The organism is Streptantibioticus ferralitis, assembly GCF_029223525.1.
In the GTDB taxonomy this organism is placed as follows: domain Bacteria; phylum Actinomycetota; class Actinomycetes; order Streptomycetales; family Streptomycetaceae; genus Streptantibioticus_A; species Streptantibioticus_A ferralitis.
Map to the genome: position 1 here is coordinate 48,326 of NZ_JARHTQ010000027.1, position 20,809 is coordinate 69,134.

A 20,809-nucleotide genomic window follows, 5' to 3' on the forward strand; every position below is an offset into this window, starting at 1 on the left:
GGGTCACCCTGTGGTGAGGGGCGATCCCCGGTTCGGACCAGTTCCGGACCTGCCCTAGACTCGGTGTCGTGCCACGTGGTGACGGACGACTCAACCACGATCTCCTTCCCGGCGAGAAAGGCCCCCAGGACGCTTGCGGCGTCTTCGGCGTCTGGGCCCCGGGCGAAGAGGTCGCCAAGCTCACCTATTTCGGGCTGTACGCCCTGCAGCACCGCGGACAGGAGTCCGCGGGCATCGCAGTGAGCAACGGCTCCCAGATCCTGGTCTTCAAGGACATGGGCCTGGTCTCCCAGGTCTTCGACGAGACCTCCCTCGGCTCCCTCAAGGGACATATCGCCGTCGGTCACGCGCGTTACTCGACCACCGGTGCCTCGGTGTGGGAGAACGCCCAGCCGACCTTCCGGGCCACCGCGCACGGCTCCATCGCGCTGGGCCACAACGGCAACCTGGTCAACACCGCCGAGCTGGCCGAGCTGGTCGCCAAGCTCCCGCAGGGCGACGGCCGGGCCACCAATGTCGCGGCCACCAACGACACCGACCTGGTGACCGCGCTGCTCGCCGGGCAGGTCGACGAGGACGGCAAGCCGCTGCCCCTCGAGGACGCCGCACAGCGTGTGCTGCCGACCGTCAAGGGCGCCTTCTGCCTGGTCTTCATGGACGAGCACACGCTCTACGCGGCGCGTGACCCGCAGGGCATCCGACCGCTGGTCCTGGGCCGTCTGGAGCGCGGCTGGGTGGTCGCCTCGGAGACCGCCGCCCTGGACATCGTCGGCGCCACGTTCGTCCGCGAGGTGGAGCCCGGCGAGCTGATCGCCGTCGACGAGAACGGGCTGCGCTCCTCCCGGTTCGCCGAGGCCAGGCCGAAGGGCTGTGTCTTCGAGTACGTCTACCTGGCGCGCCCGGACACCGACATCGCGGGCCGCAATGTCTACCTCTCGCGCGTCGAGATGGGCCGCAGGCTCGCCAAGGAGGCCCCGGTCGAGGCCGATCTGGTGATACCCACGCCGGAGTCGGGCACCCCGGCCGCCGTCGGCTACGCCGAGGAGAGCGGCATCCCGTACGGCTCCGGCCTGGTGAAGAACTCCTATGTGGGCCGGACCTTCATCCAGCCGTCGCAGACCATTCGCCAACTGGGTATCCGCCTCAAGCTCAATCCGCTCAAGGAGGTCATCCGGGGCAAGCGCCTGGTGGTCGTCGACGACTCGATCGTCCGCGGCAACACCCAGCGGGCACTGGTCCGGATGCTGCGCGAGGCCGGTGCGGCCGAGGTCCATGTGCGGATCTCCTCGCCGCCGGTGAAGTGGCCCTGCTTCTTCGGCATCGACTTCGCGACCCGCGCCGAGCTGATCGCCAACGGCATGTCGGTCGAGGAGATCGGCAAGTCGCTGGGCGCCGACTCGCTGGCCTACATCTCCATCGACGCCATGGTCGAGGCGACCACGATCGCCAAGCCCAACCTGTGCCGCGCCTGCTTCGACGGCGAGTATCCGATGGAGCTGCCCGACCCGGAGCTGTTGGGCAAGCAGCTGCTGGAGACCGAGCTCGCGGGCGGCCCGGACGCCGCGAACGCACTCCGTCGCCCCTAGGGCTCGTAACCCCTCACACGAAAGATCTCAAGGCAATGTCTTCAGAGACCTCGACTGCCGCAGGCGGCGCGAGCTACGCAGCCGCGGGCGTCGACATCGAGGCGGGCGACACCGCCGTCGAGCTGATGAAGCAGTGGGTGCGCAAGGCCACCCGCCCCGAGGTCGTCGGCGGCCTCGGCGGTTTCGCCGGGCTGTTCGACGCCAGCGCCCTGAAGCGCTACGAGCGGCCGCTGCTCGCCTCGGCCACCGACGGTGTCGGCACCAAGGTGGACATCGCCCGGCGGATGGGCGTGTACGACACCATCGGCCACGACCTGGTCGGCATGGTGGTGGACGACCTGGTGGTGTGCGGCGCCGAGCCGCTGTTCATGACCGACTACATCTGTGTGGGCAAGGTCTACCCCGAGCGGGTCGCCGCCATCGTCAAGGGCATCGCCGAGGGGTGCGCGCTGGCCGGGTGCGCCCTGGTCGGCGGCGAGACCGCGGAGCACCCCGGTCTGCTGGGCGCCGATGACTTCGATGTGGCGGGCGCCGGTACGGGTGTGGTCGAGGCAGACCGCCTGCTGGGCGCGGATCGCATCCGAACGGGTGACGCGGTCATCGCTCTTGAGTCCTCAGGACTTCACTCGAACGGGTACTCACTCGTTCGGCACGTGCTCTTCGACCGGGCGGGCTGGGCGCTGGACCGCGAGGTTCCGGAGCTCGGGCGGACGTTGGGCGAGGAACTGCTGGAGCCGACGAAGATCTACTCGCTGGACTGCCTGGCGCTCACCCGCACCACCGAGGTGCACGCCTTCTCGCACATCACCGGCGGCGGGCTGGCCAACAACCTGGCCCGGGTCATCCCCGACCAGTTGCACGCCACCGTCGACCGCTCGACCTGGACCCCGGCCCCGATCTTCGACCTGGTCGGCAGGTTGGGCGAGGTCAGCAGGCCGGAGCTGGAGAAGACTCTGAACATGGGCGTCGGCATGATCGCCGTGGTGCCCCAGGAGTCGGTCGACGTGGCGCTGGCCACCCTCGGTGATCGCGGTGTGGATGCCTGGGTGGCAGGCGAGATCGACGACCGGGGAGACCGCGCCGAGGCGGTGACGCTGACCGGCGACTACGCGGCGTAGCCACTCCGAAGAGGGGGCTCGCCCCGCTTCCGGCCGTGAGTGTGCCGCAGTGACATCAGCGGTCGGAGGCGAACGAACTCAAGGAGAGGGCGCGACGAAACCCGGTCCGAGGCAGGCCCCGGACCGGGTGAGCAAGACGGAATCGTCAAGCGCGACGACGCTGCTGCGACGAGTGCTCCTCGGAGTCCTCGTCTTCGTCGTCCTCGTCGTTGTAGAGATCCGCGTACCGTGCGTACGGGTCGTTGTTCCGCTCATCGTCCTCTACGGGCTCCGGCTTTGCCGGTCGTGACGACGATGCGCCCAGCTCCTCGGCCAGACGTGAGAGATCCGTTCCGCCGCTGTTGTACTTCAGCTGGCGGGCGACCTTTGTCTGCTTGGCCTTGGCCCGGCCGCGCCCCATGGCTCGACCCCCTCAACGGCGGGGCTCGACGGCCCCGAGTCTTGACACGCGTTCATGAATGGGAACGGTCTCCATGGCGAAGACCGGTCCGTAGGGCTTCAACGGTACCTGCTTCCGCGCCCACACGGTACGTCGCCCGCACGACGCGCGTCGAAGCAGGGTCCGTTAACGGCCCCGTCCTAGCTGGTCAGCCACGATTTTACCTTCTTTCGCGACAAGACGGCCGCCGGGTCGTGGTACGGGTCACCCCGTCAGTCAACCGATGGGCGCAACCAGCTCTCGGCCGGGGTACGGTCGGCCATCCGCTGCTCGGCCAACCGGTCGGCGGCAGCAGCTGGCGGAATTCCGTCGGCCGCGGCGCGTTCGAATATTGCCAAAGTTGTGTCAAAGATCTTCGTGGCCTTTGCCTTCGCCCGGTCGAAATCGAACCCGTGCAACTCGTCGGCCACCTGGATCACGCCACCGGCATTCACCACGTAATCCGGGGCGTAAAGGATTCCGTGATCAGCCAGGTCCTTCTCGACCCCGGGGTGCGCCAGTTGGTTGTTGGCGGCGCCGCAGACAATCGATGCTGTGAGGTTGCGCACACTCGTGTCGTTCAGGGCGCCACCCAGTGCGCACGGTGCGTACACATCGAGATCGGCGCTGATCAGAGCCTCGGTGGTGGCGGCCGCCGCAACCTCGGGGTGCGCCGTGCGGATCCGCTCCACGGCCTCCGCGCGGACGTCGGTGATCACCACGATCGCGCCGTCCGCCAGCAGGTGCTCCACGAGGTGGTGGCCCACCTTGCCGACGCCCGCGATACCCACCCGGCGACCGCGCAGCGTCGGGTCGCCCCAGCGGACCTGCGCGGAGGCCCGCATGCCCTGGAAGACGCCGTACGCGGTGAGCACCGACGAGTCGCCGGCCCCGCCGTTCTCCGGGGAACGGCCGGTGGTCCACGGGTTCTCGGCGGCGATGACGTCCATGTCCGCGACGTAGGTGCCGACGTCGCACGCGGTCACGTAGCGACCGCCGAGCGAGGCGACGAACCGGCCGTAGGCACGCAGGAGTTCGGGCGTCTTGTCGACCGCCGGGTCGCCGATGATGACGGCCTTGCCGCCGCCGTGGTCGAGCCCCGCGAGAGCGTTCTTGTAGCTCATGCCGCGCGCGAGGTTCAGCGCGTCCTCGACGGCCGCCTCGTCGCTGGCGTACGGGAAGAAGCGGGTACCGCCGAGGGCGGGGCCCAGGGCGGTGGAGTGGATGGCGATGACGGCCTTCAGGCCGCTGTCGCGGTCCTGGCAGAGCACGACCTGCTCGTGTCCCCCCTGCTCCGATCGGAACAGCTTGGAGACCACGGAATCTGATGGACGTACGTCGGTCACGGTGGTGACTCCCGAGGTCGGTGAATAAGCCCTCCGGGAGGGTAGGGGAGGGCCCGGTGAACAGAAGATTAGGCCCGTTCACACGCGGTAGCGCCCCCCGTGTCATGGATCACTCCCACGGCGGACGGAAGCCGTGGCCCAAGGGGGCGGTGGGTGGGAGACGGGAGGGCGGCTGGCGTGGCACGATGCGGCATACAGACGGCGACGAGGGAGCTGGTGGGCTTGTCTGCGGTTGCGGTGCCGTACGCCTCGTATCTGCGCGTCTACGAGCCTCTCGCGGCATTTCCCGAGCCCGAGCGCAGCCACTGGCGGCGGTACGCCGAGGCGGGCCATCTGCCCACCGCCCAGGACGAGTTGCGTCAGTCGCTGGCCGATCTGGTGCCGGTGCCGCCGGTGCCGGTGCCGGTGCACGAGAGCCGGGACGCGTTCGTCGCGGTGGTGGACGGGGTGACCCACGTCTGCCCGTGGCGCACCCGGCTGCGCGCCTGGCTGGCGCTGGAGCAGCTCCAGGAGGAACTGCCCGCGCCGGTTCTGGACGCGGTGCTGCCGCCGGTCGTACGGCGCCAGACGGCGGCGGACTACGAGCAGTGGCGGTCCGCCAACCCGGACGCCCGGCCGTGGATCCGGTCGGCCACCTGGCATGTGCCGGTGCGCTGGTTCGTGCTCTTCGACGACTCGGAACGGGACTTCGAGCCGGGCAGCGTCGCCGAACCGGACGCCGACGGCGACGGCGACCAGAAGCAGTGCACCGCGCCGGTGCTGCGCTATCGCGCGGCGATGGTGCAGGCGCGGCGCCGGGTGGCGCGGGGACTGCGGGTGCTGCGGGACAGCCTTGAGGAAGGGCCGTTGATCGACGGCCTGGTGGACGTCGGCCGCTGGCTGGAAGAGTTCCACCCGCGCTCGTTGGTCGAGTTGGACTACGGCGGTTTGGTGCACGCCATTCCGGAAAGCCGACTGGCGGGCGATCACAGCGCGGCGGAGGTGGCGGAGGGGCTGGCGGCGCTGCGCGAAGGGGACGGTGCGCGGGCCGCTGAGACGTACGCCCGGTTGACCGCTCGCTGGCGCGGGGTGCGCGAGCTGCAGTACGCGAGCTGAACGCGCGTTTGACCATCACCGGGTGATGTGTACCCTTACCGAACGCTTATCCCGGGAACGGGATTTGGACTGGACCTGAGACCAGGCCCTTGGTCCCGATCCCGACCTATTGGTCAAGCGTGATGGAGAGCACGTTTCCTGACTCTTGCCTCCATAGCTAACCCTCGTGTCAAAATAGGACAACTCGCGTGTTCCTGTGTCGCCCCGGTCCTGTGATCCCACTGTGACTGATCGTCACGCCTGCGTAACTGTCCGTTATGGCCCGGTCCATCGGCTTCCGCCGAGCTTGAACACCTGAGAGGGCAATTCCATCGGTTTGGCCGACACGGCTGGACAGATGGTGTAGTTGTAGTGCCGAGGACAAGCCGTTCGTCCTATTACCGACTCGGCTCGCGTCCGCCATTTCGGGCAACGCGGGTCAAGGTGCAGAATTTAGAGGAAAGAACCGTGATGGTTCGGTTCTCCCGAGGAGGCCGCTCATGACCGCTCGCACCCCTGATGCCGAGCCGCTGCTGACCCCCGCTGAGGTCGCCACCATGTTCCGTGTGGACCCGAAGACGGTCACGCGCTGGGCAAAGGCAGGCAAGCTCACGTCCATCCGTACGCTCGGTGGCCACCGCCGCTACCGTGAGGCGGAGGTACGGGCTCTGCTTGCGGGCATTCCGCAGCAGCGTTCCGAGAGCTGAAACACCCCAAATCAGCCGATCTCGGGTCCCCCAGCCCGGATCCCCTAAAGCACTTCCTGACCCCTGTCCCCATCAGGGTTCGCCTCTAGATCGCGTCGGACTCCGCCGGGTCCGACGCGATCTTTTTGCGTTCGAAAGCCGTTCGGTCGGGAGTGCAATTTCACATATTAAATTGACGGCATACGGCAGGGGCGGAAGTTCCACCTTCTCCGCAACTGTTCCCGTGACTCCCGTCACATGTGGCAGTATTGCCGCCCGATGTAGGCATGCGGTAAAGGGGTCCGGGCCGCTTTGAGCTCAGGCGGACGGTGTGTTTTCGTCGGCCTGGTCCGCGCCGCGGGACTCCATCGCCAGCCGCAGCAGCCGGTGGCAGATCGGACAGTGCCGGGTCAGATGGCCGCGGCCCGCGGCGGCCGACAGATGGGCGCGCAGCAGCGCCCGTGTCTCGTGTTCCGGATAACGCGCTGTCCGGCGCTCCGCGCCTCCCGATACCGCTGTCGACATCGGAACCACCCGCCTTCCGCCGCCCCTACCGCCAGAGGTACTCGCCCCGGATGGGTGCGTCAAGACTCACCCGGGGTAAGCCACCCTTTCCGGGGGTACGCCGCGGGGGCGCGGTGGTTGGCGGTGGGCGCGACGAGGGACAGGCGTATCCGGATGAGCCCGCGGGGTCCGCGGCGCCCCAACTCCGGCGTTACCGACGTCACATAACACTGCGGCCCGCATCCCAGAGGACGCGGGCCGTTGGCGGTCCTGACGGGATTTGAACCCGCGGCCTCCACCTTGACAGGGTGGCGAGCACTCCAAACTGCTCCACAGGACCAGGTTTCGCGGCGCTCAGAACTTCCTGCGCTGCGAAGAAGACTGTACAGCAGGTCAGGCCCCCTGGTCGAACCCACGATCCGGCCTACGGCCAGGCCGCGTCGATCGCCTTGAGGATCCGCTTGTCGGAGACCGGGTAGGCGGTGCCCAGGGCGTGCGCGAAGTAGCTGACCCGCAGTTCCTCCAGCATCCAGCGGATCTCCCGTACCTCCGGCGGTACTGGACGCCCCGGCTTGAGGGCGGCCAGCAACTGCGCGTACTCGTCCCGCATCTCGTGGACCTTCTCCATACGGGTGCGGTCCCGCTGGGCGCTGGTCGGCATCTGCTGCAGGCGCCGGTCCACGGCCACCAGATAGCGCAGCAGATCCGGCAGCCGGCGCCAGCCCGCGGCGGTGACGAAACCGGGGTGGACCAGCGCAGTGAGCTGCTCCTTGACGTCGGTGAGGTTCGCCAGCAGCACCGGACTCGTCGTCGCCTTCAGCCGCCGCTCACACGCCTGCCAGGCGGCCAGCACCTGCCGCACCTTGGCGACCGTGTCGAATGTGGTGTCGACCACATCGGCACGCACCTTGTCGAACAGCTTGCGGAACCCCTCCTCGTCCCACGCCGGTCCGCCGTGGTCCGCGATGAGCTTGTCGGCGGCGGCGGTCACACAGTCGTCGAACAGCGCCTGGACGCTGCCGTGCGGGCTGCGGGAGAGCGCCAGCTTGTCGGCGTTGCCCAGCTTGGACTGGGCGAACTTGGCCGGATTGGACGGCAGGTTGAGCAGGATCAGCCGACGTGTGCCACGCCACATGGCCTCGGCCTGCTCGGCCTCGGTGTCGAAGAGCTTCACGGCGACCGACTCGCCCTCGTCCACCAGCGCCGGGAACGCCCTGACCGGCTGCCCGGCCCGCCGGGTCTCGAAGGTGGGCGGCAGCGTGCCGACCGTCCACTGGGTGAGGCCGCTGCGCTGCTCGATACCGATGGAGTCCGCGGCCTTGGAGATGGCCTCCCGGGTCTTCGGCTTGAGCTTCAGCTTGAGCGCTTCGAGGTCCTTGTCCTCGGCCAGCTTGCGCCTGCGCTCGTCGACCACCCGGAAGGTCATCTTCAGATGGTCCGGGACCTTGGACAGGTCGAAGTCCTCGGGGTGGACGTCCACCCCGACCATCCGGTGCAGCTCGTCCGCCAGGACGGTGGTCAACGGATCGGGACCGGCCACCGCGCGGTCCAGGAACGCCTTGGCGTAGTTGGGCGCGGGCACGCACATACGGCGGATCGGCTTGGGCAGCGAGCGGATCAGCTCGGTGACCAGGTCCTCCCGCAGGCCCCGGATCTGCCAGTCGAAGCCGTTCGGGGTGACCTGGTTGAGCACCTGGAGCGGGATGTGCACGGTGACGCCGTCCGCGTCCGCGCCCGGCTCGAACTGGTACGTCACCTTGAACTTGAGCTTCCCCTGCCGCCAGGAGTCGGGGTAGTCGTCCTTGGTGACCGTTTCCGCCGACTCGTTGATCAGCATGGAGTGCTCGAAGTTGAGCAACTCCGGTTCCTCCCGGCGCTTGTGCTTCCACCAGGAGTCGAAGTGCGCGCCGGAGACCACGTGGTCCGGCAGCCGCTCGTCGTAGAAGTCGAACAGCGCCTCGTCGTCCACCAGGATGTCGCGGCGGCGCGCCCGGTGCTCCAACTCCTCGACCTCGCCGAGGAGTTTGCGGTTGTCGTGGAAGAACTGGTGATGGGTGCGCCAGTCGCCCTCGACCAGGGCGTTGCGGATGAACAGCTCGCGGGAGACCTCGGGATCGATCCGGCCGTAGTTGACCTTGCGCTGGGCGACCAGCGGGACGCCGTACAGCGTGACCTTCTCGTAGGCCATCACCGCGGCCTGCTTCTGCTCCCAGTGCGGTTCGCTGTAGGCGCGCTTGACCAGGTGCTGGGCGAGCGGTTCGACCCACTCCGGTTCGATCCGGGCGTTGACCCGGGCCCACAGCCGGGAGGTCTCGACCAGCTCCGCGGACATGACCCAGCGCGGTGGCTTCTTGAACAGCGCCGAGCCGGGGAAGACCGCGAACTTGGCGCTGCGCGCGCCCAGGTACTCGTTCTTCTCGGTGTCCTTCAACCCGATGTGCGAGAGCAGACCGGCGAGCAGCGAGGTGTGGACGCGCTGCGGGTCGGCGTCCGCCTCGTTGACGTGGATGTCCATCGACTTGGCGACGGTACGCAACTGGCTGTAGATGTCCTGCCATTCGCGTATCCGCAGGTAGTTGAGGAACTCCGTACGGCACATCCGGCGGAACGCCGACGAGGACAGGGTCTTCTGCTGCTCGCGGACATACCGCCACAGATTGAGGTACGCCAGGAAGTCGCTGGTCTCCTCGGCGAACCTGCGGTGCTTCTCGTCCGCCTGCTGCTGCTTGTCGGAGGGGCGCTCACGCGGGTCCTGGATGGACAGCGCGGCGGCGATGACCATGACCTCGCGTACACAGCCGTTGCGGTCGGCCTCCAGGACCATCCGGGCCAGCCGCGGGTCGACCGGCAGCTGGGAGAGCTTGCGTCCGACCGGGGTGAGGCGCTTGCGGACGTCCTTCTGCCGCGGGTCCAGCGCCCCCAGTTCTTCGAGGAGTTGGATGCCGTCCTTGATGTGGCGGCTGTCCGGCGGGTCGATGAACGGGAACTTGGCGATGTCGCCGAGACCGGCCGCGGTCATCTGGAGAATGACGGAGGCCAGGTTGGTACGGAGGATCTCGGCGTCGGTGAACTCCGGCCGGGAGTCGAAGTCGTCCTCCGAGTACAGCCGGATGCAGACGCCGTCCGAGGTGCGGCCACAGCGGCCCTTGCGCTGGTTGGCGCTGGCCTGGCTGATCGGCTCGATCGGCAGCCGCTGCACCTTGGTGCGATGGCTGTAGCGGGAGATGCGGGCGGTGCCCGGATCGATCACGTACCGGATACCGGGGACGGTGAGCGAGGTCTCGGCCACATTGGTGGCGAGCACGATGCGGCGGACCACTCCCTGGGCGGGCCGCTGGAACACCCGGTGCTGCTCGGCGTGGGACAGCCGGGCGTACAGCGGCAGCACCTCGGTGCCCTGCCCGACAGCGCCTCCGGCGCGGGCGAGGTTCTTCTTGTTGAGCGCGTCCGCGGTGTCCCGGATCTCCCGCTCGCCGGAGAGGAAGACCAGGATGTCGCCCTGGCCCTCGCGCTGCAGCTCGTCGACGGCGTCGCAGATCGCGGTGATCTGGTCGCGGTCGCTGTCCTCCGAGCCCTCTTCCAGCAGCGGGCGGTAGCGCACCTCGACCGGGTAGGTACGGCCGGAGACCTCGACGATCGGCGCGTCGCCGAAGTGCCGGGAGAACCGTTCCGGGTCGATGGTCGCCGAGGTGATGACGACCTTGAGATCGGGGCGGCGGGGCAGCAGCTGCGCCAGATAGCCGAGGATGAAGTCGATGTTGAGGCTGCGCTCGTGCGCCTCGTCGATGATGATCGTGTCGTACTGGCGCAGCTCGCGGTCGGTCTGGATCTCGGCGAGCATGATGCCGTCGGTCATCAGCTTCACCAGGGTGGAATCGCCCACCTGGTCGGTGAAGCGGACCTTCCAGCCGACCGCCGAGCCGATCGGAGTGTTCAGTTCCTCCGCGACTCGCTCGGCCACCGTGCGCGCCGCGAGCCTTCGCGGCTGGGTGTGACCGATCAGGCCTTTGACACCACGTCCCAGCTCCAGGCAGATCTTGGGGATCTGGGTGGTCTTGCCGGAGCCCGTCTCGCCCGCGACGATCACCACCTGGTGGTCGCGGATCGCGGCCAGGATGTCGGCCTTCTTCTGGCTGACGGGCAGCTGCTCGGGGTACGTGACGGCCGGTACGGACGCTAGGCGCCGGGCGACCCGCGCCTCGGCCTCGTCGAGCTGCGCGGCGATCTCCGCGCAGACCGCCGCGCGGGCCTCGGGCTTGCGGATCTTACGGGCACCGTCGAGTCGGCGGCCGAGGCGCTGCTGATCGCGCAGCGTCAGTTCGGGCAGCCGCTCCAGGAGGGCTGTCAGGGCGGGGGCAGGCGCAGTGGACATACGGCTCCCAGGATCTCACCCGGCGCGCGCATGCCGCGAACGGGTTTCACGGGGTGCGCGATGCCCGGTTGGCAGCGAGGGTGGGCCGCATGGACGAGCAACCGGAACGGGACCGGCCGCGCCGGGTGCCGAGGCCGGTGCGCTGGGCCCGGGAAGTGTGGCGGGCGTTCCGCGTGTCGCCGTTCCTGCCCGCGACCGTGATCACGCTCATCGTGGCGGTGGGCGCGGGCCTTTTCGCGGGCTCGTACACCTACGCCATGGCCAATCCGACCCCGCGTCACATTCCGACCGCCGTCACCGGTGTCCCGGCGTCCGCCGTCAAACGCGCGCAGTTCGTCCGGGGCATGGAGAAGGCGCTGGGCGCGTCACTCGAACTGCACCCCTACCGGACCTACGCGCAGGCGCTGCAGGCCGTCAACGAGCAGAAGGTCTTCGCGATCCTGGAGGAGCGCAGGGACAGCGGCCGGCTCGACCTGTCCAGCGCGTCCGGCGCCTCGGTCGCCCAGTTGCTGGCCGAGGCGGCGCCGCGGGTCGGCAGGTCGATCGGCGTGCCGGTCGTGGTGACCGACATCAAGCCATTGCAGCGCGGTGATCCACGTGGTCTCGCCATCTTCTACATCTCGCTGGCCTCGGTGGTGGTCGGCTTCATCGGCGCGGTGCAGTTGAGCGTCCACGCGAAGGAGCTCAGGCCCGCAGAACGCATCGCGTTCACGGTCGTCTACGCACTGCTCGGCGGTTTCGCGATCTGCGCCGTCGTGGACTGGGGGCTCGGCGCGCTGCGGCTGCCGTTCATCGAGTCATGGCTGATTCTGGCGCTGACGATGTTCACCTCGGGCATGGTCTTCAGCATGTTCAACGCCCTGATCCGGCGTTGGGCGCTGTTGCCGACCTGGGGCCTGATGGTGATGCTCGGCAATCCGTCCTCGGGCGGCGCGGTCTCCTGGCCGCTGCTGCCGTCCCTGCTCGGCACGGTCGGCCGCTGGCTGCCACCGGGCGCGTCGGTGAACGCCCAGCACACGGCGGTCTACTTCCGCGGCTACCAGCACGCCTTCCCGTTCCTGGTACTCGCGGCGTGGGCGATCGGGGCCAGCACGATCTTCTGGATCTGGCGCCGCCGCCATCCGGGGGGCCGCTAGTCGGCGTTGCGGCCGACGAGATTGGTCAGCAGGTCGACCAGGGTGGCGTTGACGGAACGCTGCTCGGTGATGAAGGTGTCGAACTTGGCGTCCAACGCGTCGAACTTGGCGTCCTGCGCGTCGAAGCGTTGGCGCACATCAGTCCTGAAGTTGTGCAGCTCCGTGCGGACAGTCAGCACATCGTGCTTGAGAGACAGCACATCGTGCTTGATCGTCTCAAGATCGGTGCGCGTGTCCTCGTAACGACGGGTCAGCGCGGCGAGCTCGTTCTCCGAGATGGGGTCGGCCATGTGGGCGAGTCTATGGGCGCAGGGCCTGCCGGAGCCATGACGATCTACTCGTACTACTCATACGAGTGAACAGGAGAGCGATGCGATGCCCGAAAACGATGAAGACCCCGCCGAGGCGGGGTCTTCATCGTGCGGTGGCTGGGGCCGGGGTCGAACCGGCGACCTACCGCTTTTCAGGCGGTCGCTCGTACCAACTGAGCTACCCAGCCGCAGCGGTCCTGACGGGATTTGAACCCGCGGCCTCCACCTTGACAGGGTGGCGAGCACTCCAAACTGCTCCACAGGACCAAGCTTGTGCGAGAACCAGTCTCGCACATGGTGATGCGTGCCCCCAACGGGATTCGAACCCGTGCTACCGCCTTGAAAGGGCGGCGTCCTGGGCCACTAGACGATGAGGGCTGATGGCCCGCCTTGGCGTGTTTCTTGCCGCCGTCGGGGACGTGAGAAGCATATGGGATGCCGAGCGGTATCGCCAAAACGGTTCCGGGGCAGGGTCCGCACGCGGTGACGGGTGGGTTGTCAGCCCCAGCCCAGCTCGTGCAGCCGCTCGTCGTCGATGCCGAAGTGGTGGGCGACCTCGTGCACCACCGTGACGGCCACCTCGTGCACCACTTCCTCCGGCTCCTCGCAGCGGCGCAGGATCGGGCCCATGTAGATGGTGATCCGATCGGGGAGCACGCCCGCGTACCACTCGCCGCGCTCGGTCAGCGGCGTCCCCTCGTACAGGCCCATGAGCTCCGGGCCCGACGGGGCGGGCTCGTCGTCGACGAAGACCGCGATGTTGTCCATGGCCTGGGCCAGATCCGAGGGGATCCGGTCGAGAGCCGAACCGACCAGTTCCTCGAACTCCTCGCGCGACATCTTCAGCACGCCGCCATTCTCCCGGACCGGCGCGCCACGGCCAGCAGGACGAGCGCCGCGGCCTGTGTCGCGGCGACGGTGATGATCAGCGCCCGGATCGAGTACCCGTACAGCGCGCCGGTGAGCGCGCCGCCGACCAGCGTCGCGGCGCCGGTCACACCGGCGAAGACGCCGTACGCGGTGGCCCGGCGCGCGGCCGGGACCAGGTCGGCGACGGTGGCCAGCAGCGTGGACTCCTGGACGCCGAGCGCCGCGCCCCATGCCACGGCGCCGCCGACCGCCACCGCGACGTTGTCGGTGAACGCCAGCGCGGGCACCGCCGCGGTCAGCAACGGCAGCGTCACCAGCGCGCGCGACCCGAACCTGTCGTACGCCCAGCCGGTGGCCAACGCGCTCAGCGCGTCGGCCAGCATCACCCCCGCGTACAGCACCGGTACCGCCGCGACCGGCAGCAGAGCGTTGTGTACGAGGTGGAAGGAGAGCACCCCGAAGGTGGCCAGCCCGCAGGTGGTGACTCCGGTGAAGGCCGCGTAGAGCCAGAAGGCGCGGGGCAGCGGCACGCCGGGGGCGGTGCCGCGGGTGCGGTGTGGTCCCGCGCCGGCGGTGCCGTCGGCGGTGAGCTCGGGCTCGGGCTCAGGCCGGACCGGCTCGTACGCCGCCGGGTTCGGGACCCTGGCCCGCAGCCACAGCAGTACGGCCAGCATGGCGGCGCCCGGTGCGGCCAGGGCCAGCAGGGCAGGCGCGTAGTCGCCGCCGGTGGCCGCGAGCACCCCGGCCACCGTGAGCGGCCCGATCAGCGCCCCGGTCTGGTCCAGTGCCTGGGCCACCGCGAAGCCGCGGCCGCGTCCGGTCGCGGCGGTGGCGTGCGAGAGCAGCGTGTCCTTCGCCGGGCTGCGTACCGCCTTGCCCACTCGCTCGGCGACCACCAGGACGCAGGCCGCCCACAGCGTGCCCACCACGCCCAGCGGCGGCACGCTCACCACGGTCAGCAGATACCCGGCGATGGTGAGCGTCCAGAACCGCCGGGTACGGTCGGCCAGCGGTCCCGACACCAGCCGCAGCCCGAGCGCGGCCGCGTCCCCGGCGCCGGTCACCGCTCCGATCACGGCGGCCGAGGCGCCGAGCGAGCCCAGCAGCGGCCCGGTGACCGAGCGGGCGCCCTCGTAGACGAAGTCCGCCAGCAGGCTGACGGTGCCGAAGGCCACCACGAAGCCCCACGGGCGCAGCGGTGCCCGGGCCGCGCTCATCCCCACCGGACCTGTGCCACACCGGCGCCCGCGAAGGCCGCGCCGAGACCGGCCGCGATGCTCGCGATGACGTTCGCCGCTGCGAGCAGCCGCGCCCCCTGCTCGGCCAGCCGGAGCGTCTCGTAGCTGAACGTCGAGTACGTCGTCAGTGCCCCGCACAGCCCGGTACCGAGCAGCAGTTGCAGATGCGAGGAGGCGGCCCCGGCCGCCGCTGCCCCGGTGAGCACCCCCAGGATCAGGCAGCCGACCACGTTGACGGTGAACGTCCCCCAGGGGAAGACCGTGTCGTGCCTGGTCTGGACCGTGCGGTCGGTCAGATAGCGCAGCGGAGCGCCGACCATCGCTCCGACGACCACCAGTAGCCAGTTCACCGCCGCTCCCCGCGCCGGCCGGGCCGTCCGACGTACCGGATGACCTCGCACTCGTCGAGCATCACCAGGCCCTCCGAGACCAGTTCGTCGAGTTGCGGGAGGAAGGCCCGTACCCGCTCCTCGGTGTCGACGATCACCACGGCCACCGGCAGGTCCTCGCTGAGCGACAGCAGCCGGGAGGTGTGGATCAGCGAGGACGCGCCGAAGCCCTCAACTCCCTTGAAGACGGAGGCGCCGGCGAGTCCGGCGGCGTGTGCCCGGTGCACGATCTCGCTGTGCAGCGGCTTGTGGTGCCAGGTGTCGTTCTCCCCGATGAAGATCGTCACCCGCAGCGCGGGACCGGTCAGCCTCATCGTCCCCGCCTCCAGCTGATCACCCGGCGGGTGAGCGCCGCCGCTGCCCACACCGACACCAGGGCGGCCACCGCCGTCCCGGCCAAGTAGACCAGCGCCGTACCGATCTGACTACCCGTCAGAAGGTGCTGGGCGTCCACCGCGTAGGTGGAGAACGTGGTGAACCCGCCAAGCACACCGGTGCCGAAGAACGGCCGCACCAGGTGGTGTGCGGAGAGGCCCTCGGTGACCACGACCATGAAGACCCCGATCACCGCGCAGCCCACCGCGTTCACCAGCAGCGTGGTCCAGGGGAACGCGCCGTGCGCGGTCGGCCACAGCAGCGCCGCGCCGTAGCGGGCCGACGCGCCGAGCGCGCCGCCGGCCGAGATCACGGCGAGCGTGGGCAGCTGGCCGCGCAGCGGCGATCGGCGGACGGGCGGGCCGAGGGTGAACCCAGGACCGGCGGGTTCGTTCGCGGTCGGGATCCCTGGTCCGGTTCCGGCTCCTGCCACGGATGCCTCCACGTACGCCTCCTACTCGCGCGGCGCCCGCGGCGTGCGGGCGCGTTCCGCCGGCAAGTAGGGACCGTTGGCGGCAGGTGCCGCGGTTCGGGTACGGCGGGCCCCACCGCCGCGCGGCTGCGTCACGGTCTCGCCGGTCCCCTTCCGTCGCTCCCGGCGGAAGGCGGATCGCACCCGCTGTCACATCTCACCCCAACCGTAATGGACCGACGCCGGGCGCACGCGCCGTGCTCCCGTGTCCTCCGGCTGGGGGAATGCGTTGGGTAGGCCGTGACTCGACTCTCCGCGCGTGCCCGTAGGGCTGCCGCCGCGCTGCCGCTGGTGTTCCTGCTCGCCGGGACCGCGGGTTGTCTGCGGTTCTCCGAGCCCGGTCGTCCGCAATCGCACGGCTCGGCCGGTCCGTCGGCCGGGGCGGGCAGCGCGAGTGCGGATCCGGACGGTGATGCGGCGCGGGCCCATCGGGCGGTGCCGGGTACTCCCGAGGACGCCTCCGTCTCACCGGGGGCCGCGTCGGTGCAGGCGGCGCCGTCCGCGGGACGGTCGTCGGACCACCCCGAGTCGTCTTCGGCCGGGCGTCCGCCGTCCGCGCCGCACGGTCCGGCGCCCCGGCCGTCGTCGGTGCGGCCGAGCACGCCCGTGGTACCGCCGCCGGTGACCAGCCCCACACCGACCCCCACGCCGACGCCGCCGCCGTCCACGGGTGGGGCTTCGCCGTCGCCGGGTGCCCAGCCCAAGGCGGGGGGCTGAGGCGGCCTTCCGGGAGGGGATTTGGCGATGGGGGCGGTGTGTCGGTATGGTAGTAGATCGTTTGCCCCATTCCCCCCGGCGCCATACCGAAGCGCGCCGCGTGGCGCGTTCCTTTTCTCCCGTGGCTGACCGCATCGAGGCGGTTGTAAGCAACCTGCGGAGCTGGCGCGTGCCGAGTCTCCGAGAGGTTCAGCTTCAGCATGCCTATTGACACTGCCGACCGTTCTGCCCTGTCCGTGAACGACGAGGCGCTTCTGAACGACGAGGCGCTCCTGAACGACGAGGCCACCACGGTGGACACCGTCACCGAGGACGCCCCGACCATCACCTTCGCGGACCTCGGTCTGCCCGAGCAGATCGTCCGCAAGCTCGCGCAGAACGGCGTCACCACGCCGTTCCCGATCCAGGCCGCCACCATTCCGGACGCCCTGGCGGGCAAGGACATCCTGGGCCGCGGCCGTACCGGCTCCGGTAAGACCCTGTCGTTCGGTCTCCCGCTGCTGACCACGCTGGCGGGTGGCCACACCGACAAGAAGCGCCCGCGCGGAGTGATCCTCACCCCGACCCGCGAGCTCGCCATGCAGGTCTCCGACGCGCTCCAGCCGTACGGTGACGTGCTCGGCCTGAAGCTCAAGGTGGTCTGCGGCGGCACCTCGATGGCCAACCAGATCTACGCGCTGGAGCGCGGTGTCGACATCCTGGTCGCCACCCCCGGCCGGCTGCGCGACCTGATCGACCGCGGCGCCTGCGCCCTCGACCAGGTGCAGATCGCGGTGCTGGACGAGGCCGACCAGATGGCCGACATGGGCTTCCTGCCCGAGGTCACCGAGATCCTCGACCTGGTCCCGTCCGGCGGACAGCGGCTGCTGTTCTCCGCGACGCTGGAGAACGAGATCGACACGCTGGTCAAGCGGTACCTGGTGGACCCGGTCACGCACGAGGTGGACCCCTCGGCGGGCGCGGTGACCACCATGACCCACCACGTGCTCGTGGTGAAGCCGAAGGACAAGGCGCCGGTCACCGCCGCCATCGCCGCCCGCAAGGGCCGCACCATCATCTTCGTCCGCACCCAGATGGGCGCCGACCGGGTCGCCGAGCAGCTGCGCGACGCGGGCGTACGGGCGGACGCGCTGCACGGCGGTATGACGCAGGGCGCGCGCACCCGCACCCTGGCGGACTTCAAGGACGGCTACGTGAACGTGCTCGTGGCGACGGACGTCGCCGCGCGCGGCATTCACGTGGACGGCATCGACCTGGTGCTGAACGTCGACCCGGCCGGCGACCACAAGGACTACCTGCACCGCTCGGGCCGTACCGCCCGCGCGGGCCAGAGCGGCACCGTGGTCTCGCTCGCCCTTCCGCACCAGCGCAAGACCATCTTCCGGCTGATGGAGGACGCGGGCGTCGAGGCCTCGCGGCACATCGTCGGTGGCGGCGGCGCGTTCGACGAGGACGTGGCGCAGATCACCGGCGCCCGTTCGCTGACCGAGGTCCAGGCGGACGCGGCGTCGAACGCCGCGCAGCAGGCCGAGCGTGAGGTGACCGAGCTCACCCGCGAGTTGGAGCGCGCGCAGCGCCGTGCGACGGAACTGCGCGAAGAGGCCGACCGGTTGACCGCGCGTGCGGCGCGCGAGCGCGGCGAGCCGGTGCCGGCCGCTGCCGAGACCGAGGCGGAGCAGCCGGAAGCCGTTATTCCGGCACCGGCGCCCGCGCCGGTGGAGGAGCAGCGCGAACGCCGCGACGAGCGGGGCAACTTCGAGCGCCGCGGCAGCTACGAGCGCGCCGAGCGTCCGGCCCGGTCCTCGTATGACCGTCGTGACGAGCGCGGTGGCGACCGCCGTGACGAGCGCCGTGACGAGCGCCGTCCGTTCAACCGGGACCGCCGTGACGACCGGGGTGGCGACCGCCGTGACGACCGTCGTCCGTTCAACCGCGATGACCGCGGTGGCGAGCGCCGTCCGTTCAACCGGGACCGCCGCGACGACCGCCCGTCGTTCGGCCGTGACCGGGACCGGTCCTTCGACCGCCGTGACGAGCGCGGTGGCGACCGCCGTGACGAGCGCGGTGGCGACCGCCGCGACGAGCGCGGTGGCGACCGCCGTGACGACCGTCGTCCGTTCAACCGTGACGACCGCGGTGGCGAGCGCCGTTCGTTCGACCGCCGGGACGACCGGGGCGGCTTCAACCGCGACCACCGCGAGCGCCGTGACCACCGTGGCAGCGACCGTCCGTTCAACCGGGACCGCCGTGACGACCGCCCGTCGTTCAGCCGGGACCGCGACGCCGACCGCCGCCCGTACGGCCGCCGTGACGACCACCGCGGGGCGTCCAACACCGGCGCCCGCGGCTTCGACCGCCGTGCGGACAAGCCGCGTTGGAAGCGCAACGGCTGACGGCGGTAGCTGAACACCAGCGATCGGGCCCGGACGATGTACGCCATCGTCCGGGCCCCTTCGTTTTCCTCGCCGCTTCCCCGCCGCGGTAACGGTCTGGTTTCATACCTTTAAAATCCGGCCACAGTGCATTGGAACGACTGTCGCGGGGAATCGCAGTGGGCATGACAGATCCCAATGGTTCCACCGACGAAAGAATCGCCTCCGCCGAAGCATCCGAGTCCGCGTCCGGGTCCGGGTCCGGGTCCGGGTCCGCGTCCGCATCCGAGTCCGCGCCCGGGTCGGCGCCCGCGCTCGACTCCGACGAGGAGCGACTGCGCCAGCTCGGTTACACCCAGGTCCTGGCCCGCCGGATGTCGGCGTTCTCCAACTTCGCCGTCTCCTTCACGATCATCTCGGTCCTCTCCGGCTGTCTGACGCTCTACGGCTTCGGTATGAACACCGGCGGCCCGGCCATGCTGATCTGGGGCTGGGTCGGGGTGGGCCTGATGACACTGGTCGTCGGCATGGCGATGGCGGAGGTGTGCTCGGCCTACCCGACGTCCGCCGGGCTGTACTTCTGGGCGCACCGGCTGGCGCCGCCCCGGTCGGCGGCCGCCTGGGCGTGGTTCACCGGCTGGTTCAACGTGCTCGGCCAGATCGCGGTGACCGCGGGCGTCGACTTCGGCGCGGCGAGCTTCCTGGGCGCGTACCTGAACCTGCAGTTCGGCTTCACGGTGACGGCGCCCCGCACCATCGGGCTGTTCGCGGTCATCCTGCTGGTGCACGGCCTGCTGAACACGTTCGGCGTGCGGATCGTGGCGATCCTGGGCGACGTGAGCGTGTGGTGGCACGTCCTGGGTGTGGGGGTGATCGTCGGCGCGCTCACCTTCGCACCGGACAAGCACCAGTCCGCGTCCTTCGTCTTCACCCACTTCGTCAACAACACCGGCTGGCACAGCTCGTGGTACGTGGGGCTGCTGAGCCTGCTCGTGGCGCAGTACACCTTCACCGGCTACGACGCGTCCGCGCACATGACCGAGGAGACGCGGGACGCCTCGGTGGCTGGCCCGCGCGGCATCGTGCGGTCGATCTGGCTGTCCTGGATCGCGGGCCTGGTGCTGCTGCTCGGCTTCACCTTCGCCATCCAGTCGTACGACGGCACGTTGAACACGAAGACGGGCGTGCCGCCCGCGCAGATCCTGCTGGACGCGGTGGGCGCGACCGGCGGCAAGCTGCTGCTCCTGGTGGCGATCGGCGCGATGCTGTTCTGCGGGATGTCGTCGGTGACCGCCAACAGCCGGATGATCTATGCCTTTTCACGGGACGGCGCCCTGCCGTACTCCCGCGTCTGGCAGCGCATCAACCCGCAGACCCGCACTCCCACCAACGCGGTCTGGCTCGCCGCCCTCGGAGCGCTGGTGCTGGGCCTGCCGTATCTGATCAACTCGACCGCGTACGCCGCCGTGACGTCCATCGCCACCATCGGCCAGTACATCGCCTACGTCATCCCCATCTACCTGCGCCTGCGCCAGGGCGCCCGCTTCGACCGCGGCCCCTGGCACCTGGGCCGCTGGAGCCGCCCCCTCGGCGCGGTGTCGGTGGCCTGGGTGACGCTGATCACGGTGCTGTTCATGCTTCCGCAGTCCAGTCCGGTGACCGCCGAGACCTTCAACTACGCTGTCATCGCCGTCCTGGCGGTACTGGGCTTCGCGAGCGCCTGGTGGCTGTTCTCCGCCCGCGCATGGTTCCTCAAGCCGCCCCCGTCCCAGGACCCGCGGCCCGTCCAACCCATATGAGATCGAAGCGAGGGCCCCACCCCAGC

Annotated in this window: 18 protein-coding genes and 4 tRNA genes; 8 read left to right on the forward strand and 14 right to left on the reverse strand. The window is 69.8% G+C overall.

What is annotated here, in order from left to right:
- The first annotated feature begins 68 nt into the window (after positions 1–68).
- The gene (gene purF / locus P2L57_RS30590) at positions 69–1,586 is read left to right on the forward strand and encodes an amidophosphoribosyltransferase (protein WP_275819999.1); all 1,518 of its coding nucleotides are present in this window, start codon (positions 69–71) and stop codon (positions 1,584–1,586) included.
- Between the two features lie 35 nt (positions 1,587–1,621).
- Entirely contained in the window at positions 1,622–2,704 is a 1,083-nt protein-coding gene (gene purM / locus P2L57_RS30595) for a phosphoribosylformylglycinamidine cyclo-ligase (protein ID WP_275820001.1), read from the forward strand.
- Between the two features lie 145 nt (positions 2,705–2,849).
- On the opposite strand, the gene P2L57_RS30600 is transcribed toward purM, so the two are convergent.
- Both P2L57_RS30600 and P2L57_RS30605 read right to left on the reverse strand, forming a co-directional pair.
- Positions 2,850–3,104 carry a DUF3073 domain-containing protein gene (locus tag P2L57_RS30600; RefSeq protein ID WP_275820003.1) on the reverse strand — a complete coding sequence of 85 codons (255 nt, stop codon included), beginning with the start codon at positions 3,102–3,104 and terminating at the stop codon, positions 2,850–2,852.
- A 251-nt stretch (positions 3,105–3,355) separates the two neighbouring features.
- The gene (locus P2L57_RS30605) at positions 3,356–4,468 is read right to left on the reverse strand and encodes a Leu/Phe/Val dehydrogenase (protein WP_275820005.1); all 1,113 of its coding nucleotides are present in this window, start codon (positions 4,466–4,468) and stop codon (positions 3,356–3,358) included.
- Positions 4,469–4,684: 216 nt separating this feature from the next.
- Between P2L57_RS30605 and P2L57_RS30610 the strand changes: the two genes are divergently transcribed.
- Both P2L57_RS30610 and bldC read left to right on the forward strand, forming a co-directional pair.
- The gene (locus P2L57_RS30610) at positions 4,685–5,563 is read left to right on the forward strand and encodes a DUF8083 family protein (RefSeq protein WP_372515998.1); all 879 of its coding nucleotides are present in this window, start codon (positions 4,685–4,687) and stop codon (positions 5,561–5,563) included.
- A gap of 479 nt (positions 5,564–6,042) precedes the next feature.
- Complete coding sequence (bldC, locus tag P2L57_RS30615; RefSeq protein WP_003980577.1) at positions 6,043–6,249, forward strand: developmental transcriptional regulator BldC; 207 nt, start codon at positions 6,043–6,045, stop codon at positions 6,247–6,249.
- A gap of 297 nt (positions 6,250–6,546) precedes the next feature.
- Here bldC and P2L57_RS30620 read toward each other — a convergent pair whose 3' ends face one another.
- The 3 genes from P2L57_RS30620 to hrpA all read right to left on the reverse strand — a co-directional run bounded on the left by P2L57_RS30620 (position 6,547) and on the right by hrpA (position 11,104).
- Positions 6,547–6,753, reverse strand: a complete 207-nt coding sequence (locus P2L57_RS30620) for a DUF6274 family protein (protein ID WP_275820018.1) — start codon at positions 6,751–6,753, stop codon at positions 6,547–6,549.
- A gap of 241 nt (positions 6,754–6,994) precedes the next feature.
- A tRNA-Asp gene (locus P2L57_RS30625) sits at positions 6,995–7,072 on the reverse strand.
- An 84-nt stretch (positions 7,073–7,156) separates the two neighbouring features.
- On the reverse strand, positions 7,157–11,104 hold the full coding sequence (hrpA, locus tag P2L57_RS30630; protein WP_275820021.1) for an ATP-dependent RNA helicase HrpA: 3,948 nt from the start codon (positions 11,102–11,104) through the stop codon (positions 7,157–7,159).
- Positions 11,105–11,193: 89 nt separating this feature from the next.
- Here hrpA and P2L57_RS30635 point away from each other — a divergent pair, with 89 nt between their 5' ends.
- Positions 11,194–12,240 (forward strand): ABC transporter permease, encoded by a 1,047-nt coding sequence (locus tag P2L57_RS30635; RefSeq protein ID WP_275820023.1) that lies wholly within the window; start codon positions 11,194–11,196, stop codon positions 12,238–12,240.
- Here P2L57_RS30635 and P2L57_RS30640 read toward each other — a convergent pair.
- The 9 genes from P2L57_RS30640 to P2L57_RS30680 all read right to left on the reverse strand — a co-directional run bounded on the left by P2L57_RS30640 (position 12,237) and on the right by P2L57_RS30680 (position 15,856).
- Positions 12,237–12,530, reverse strand: a complete 294-nt coding sequence (locus P2L57_RS30640; protein WP_275820025.1) for a hypothetical protein — start codon at positions 12,528–12,530, stop codon at positions 12,237–12,239. The two genes, P2L57_RS30635 and P2L57_RS30640, sit on opposite strands and share 4 nt — an antisense overlap.
- A 135-nt stretch (positions 12,531–12,665) precedes the next feature.
- Positions 12,666–12,739, reverse strand: a tRNA-Phe gene (locus tag P2L57_RS30645).
- A gap of 4 nt (positions 12,740–12,743) precedes the next feature.
- Positions 12,744–12,818 (reverse strand) — tRNA-Asp (locus tag P2L57_RS30650).
- Between the two features lie 38 nt (positions 12,819–12,856).
- Positions 12,857–12,929: transfer RNA gene (locus tag P2L57_RS30655), tRNA-Glu, on the reverse strand.
- A gap of 120 nt (positions 12,930–13,049) precedes the next feature.
- The gene (locus P2L57_RS30660) at positions 13,050–13,400 is read right to left on the reverse strand and encodes a metallopeptidase family protein (RefSeq protein WP_275820027.1); all 351 of its coding nucleotides are present in this window, start codon (positions 13,398–13,400) and stop codon (positions 13,050–13,052) included.
- Positions 13,394–14,638, reverse strand: a complete 1,245-nt coding sequence (locus tag P2L57_RS30665; RefSeq protein ID WP_275820029.1) for an MFS transporter — start codon at positions 14,636–14,638, stop codon at positions 13,394–13,396. Before P2L57_RS30665 ends, P2L57_RS30660 begins: the two co-directional genes overlap by 7 nt.
- Positions 14,635–15,009 carry a fluoride efflux transporter CrcB gene (gene crcB / locus P2L57_RS30670; RefSeq protein WP_275820031.1) on the reverse strand — a complete coding sequence of 125 codons (375 nt, stop codon included), beginning with the start codon at positions 15,007–15,009 and terminating at the stop codon, positions 14,635–14,637. The genes P2L57_RS30665 and crcB overlap by 4 nt, the downstream gene beginning before the upstream one ends.
- Entirely contained in the window at positions 15,006–15,362 is a 357-nt protein-coding gene (locus tag P2L57_RS30675) for a DUF190 domain-containing protein (RefSeq protein WP_275820033.1), read from the reverse strand. Before P2L57_RS30675 ends, crcB begins: the two co-directional genes overlap by 4 nt.
- A complete protein-coding gene (locus tag P2L57_RS30680; RefSeq protein ID WP_372515999.1) occupies positions 15,359–15,856 on the reverse strand; it encodes a fluoride efflux transporter FluC in 498 nt (165 codons plus the stop codon). Before P2L57_RS30680 ends, P2L57_RS30675 begins: the two co-directional genes overlap by 4 nt.
- Before the next feature lie 279 nt (positions 15,857–16,135).
- Here P2L57_RS30680 and P2L57_RS30685 point away from each other — a divergent pair, with 279 nt between their 5' ends.
- From P2L57_RS30685 to P2L57_RS30695, 3 genes are all read left to right on the forward strand, one after another.
- Positions 16,136–16,612: a hypothetical protein gene (locus P2L57_RS30685; RefSeq protein WP_275820035.1), complete on the forward strand. Its 477-nt coding sequence runs from the start codon at positions 16,136–16,138 to the stop codon at positions 16,610–16,612.
- 200 nt (positions 16,613–16,812) lie between these two features.
- Positions 16,813–19,005 (forward strand): DEAD/DEAH box helicase, encoded by a 2,193-nt coding sequence (locus tag P2L57_RS30690; RefSeq protein ID WP_275820037.1) that lies wholly within the window; start codon positions 16,813–16,815, stop codon positions 19,003–19,005.
- 164 nt (positions 19,006–19,169) lie between these two features.
- On the forward strand, positions 19,170–20,783 hold the full coding sequence (locus P2L57_RS30695; protein ID WP_275820040.1) for an amino acid permease: 1,614 nt from the start codon (positions 19,170–19,172) through the stop codon (positions 20,781–20,783).
- Positions 20,784–20,809 lie beyond the last annotated feature (26 nt).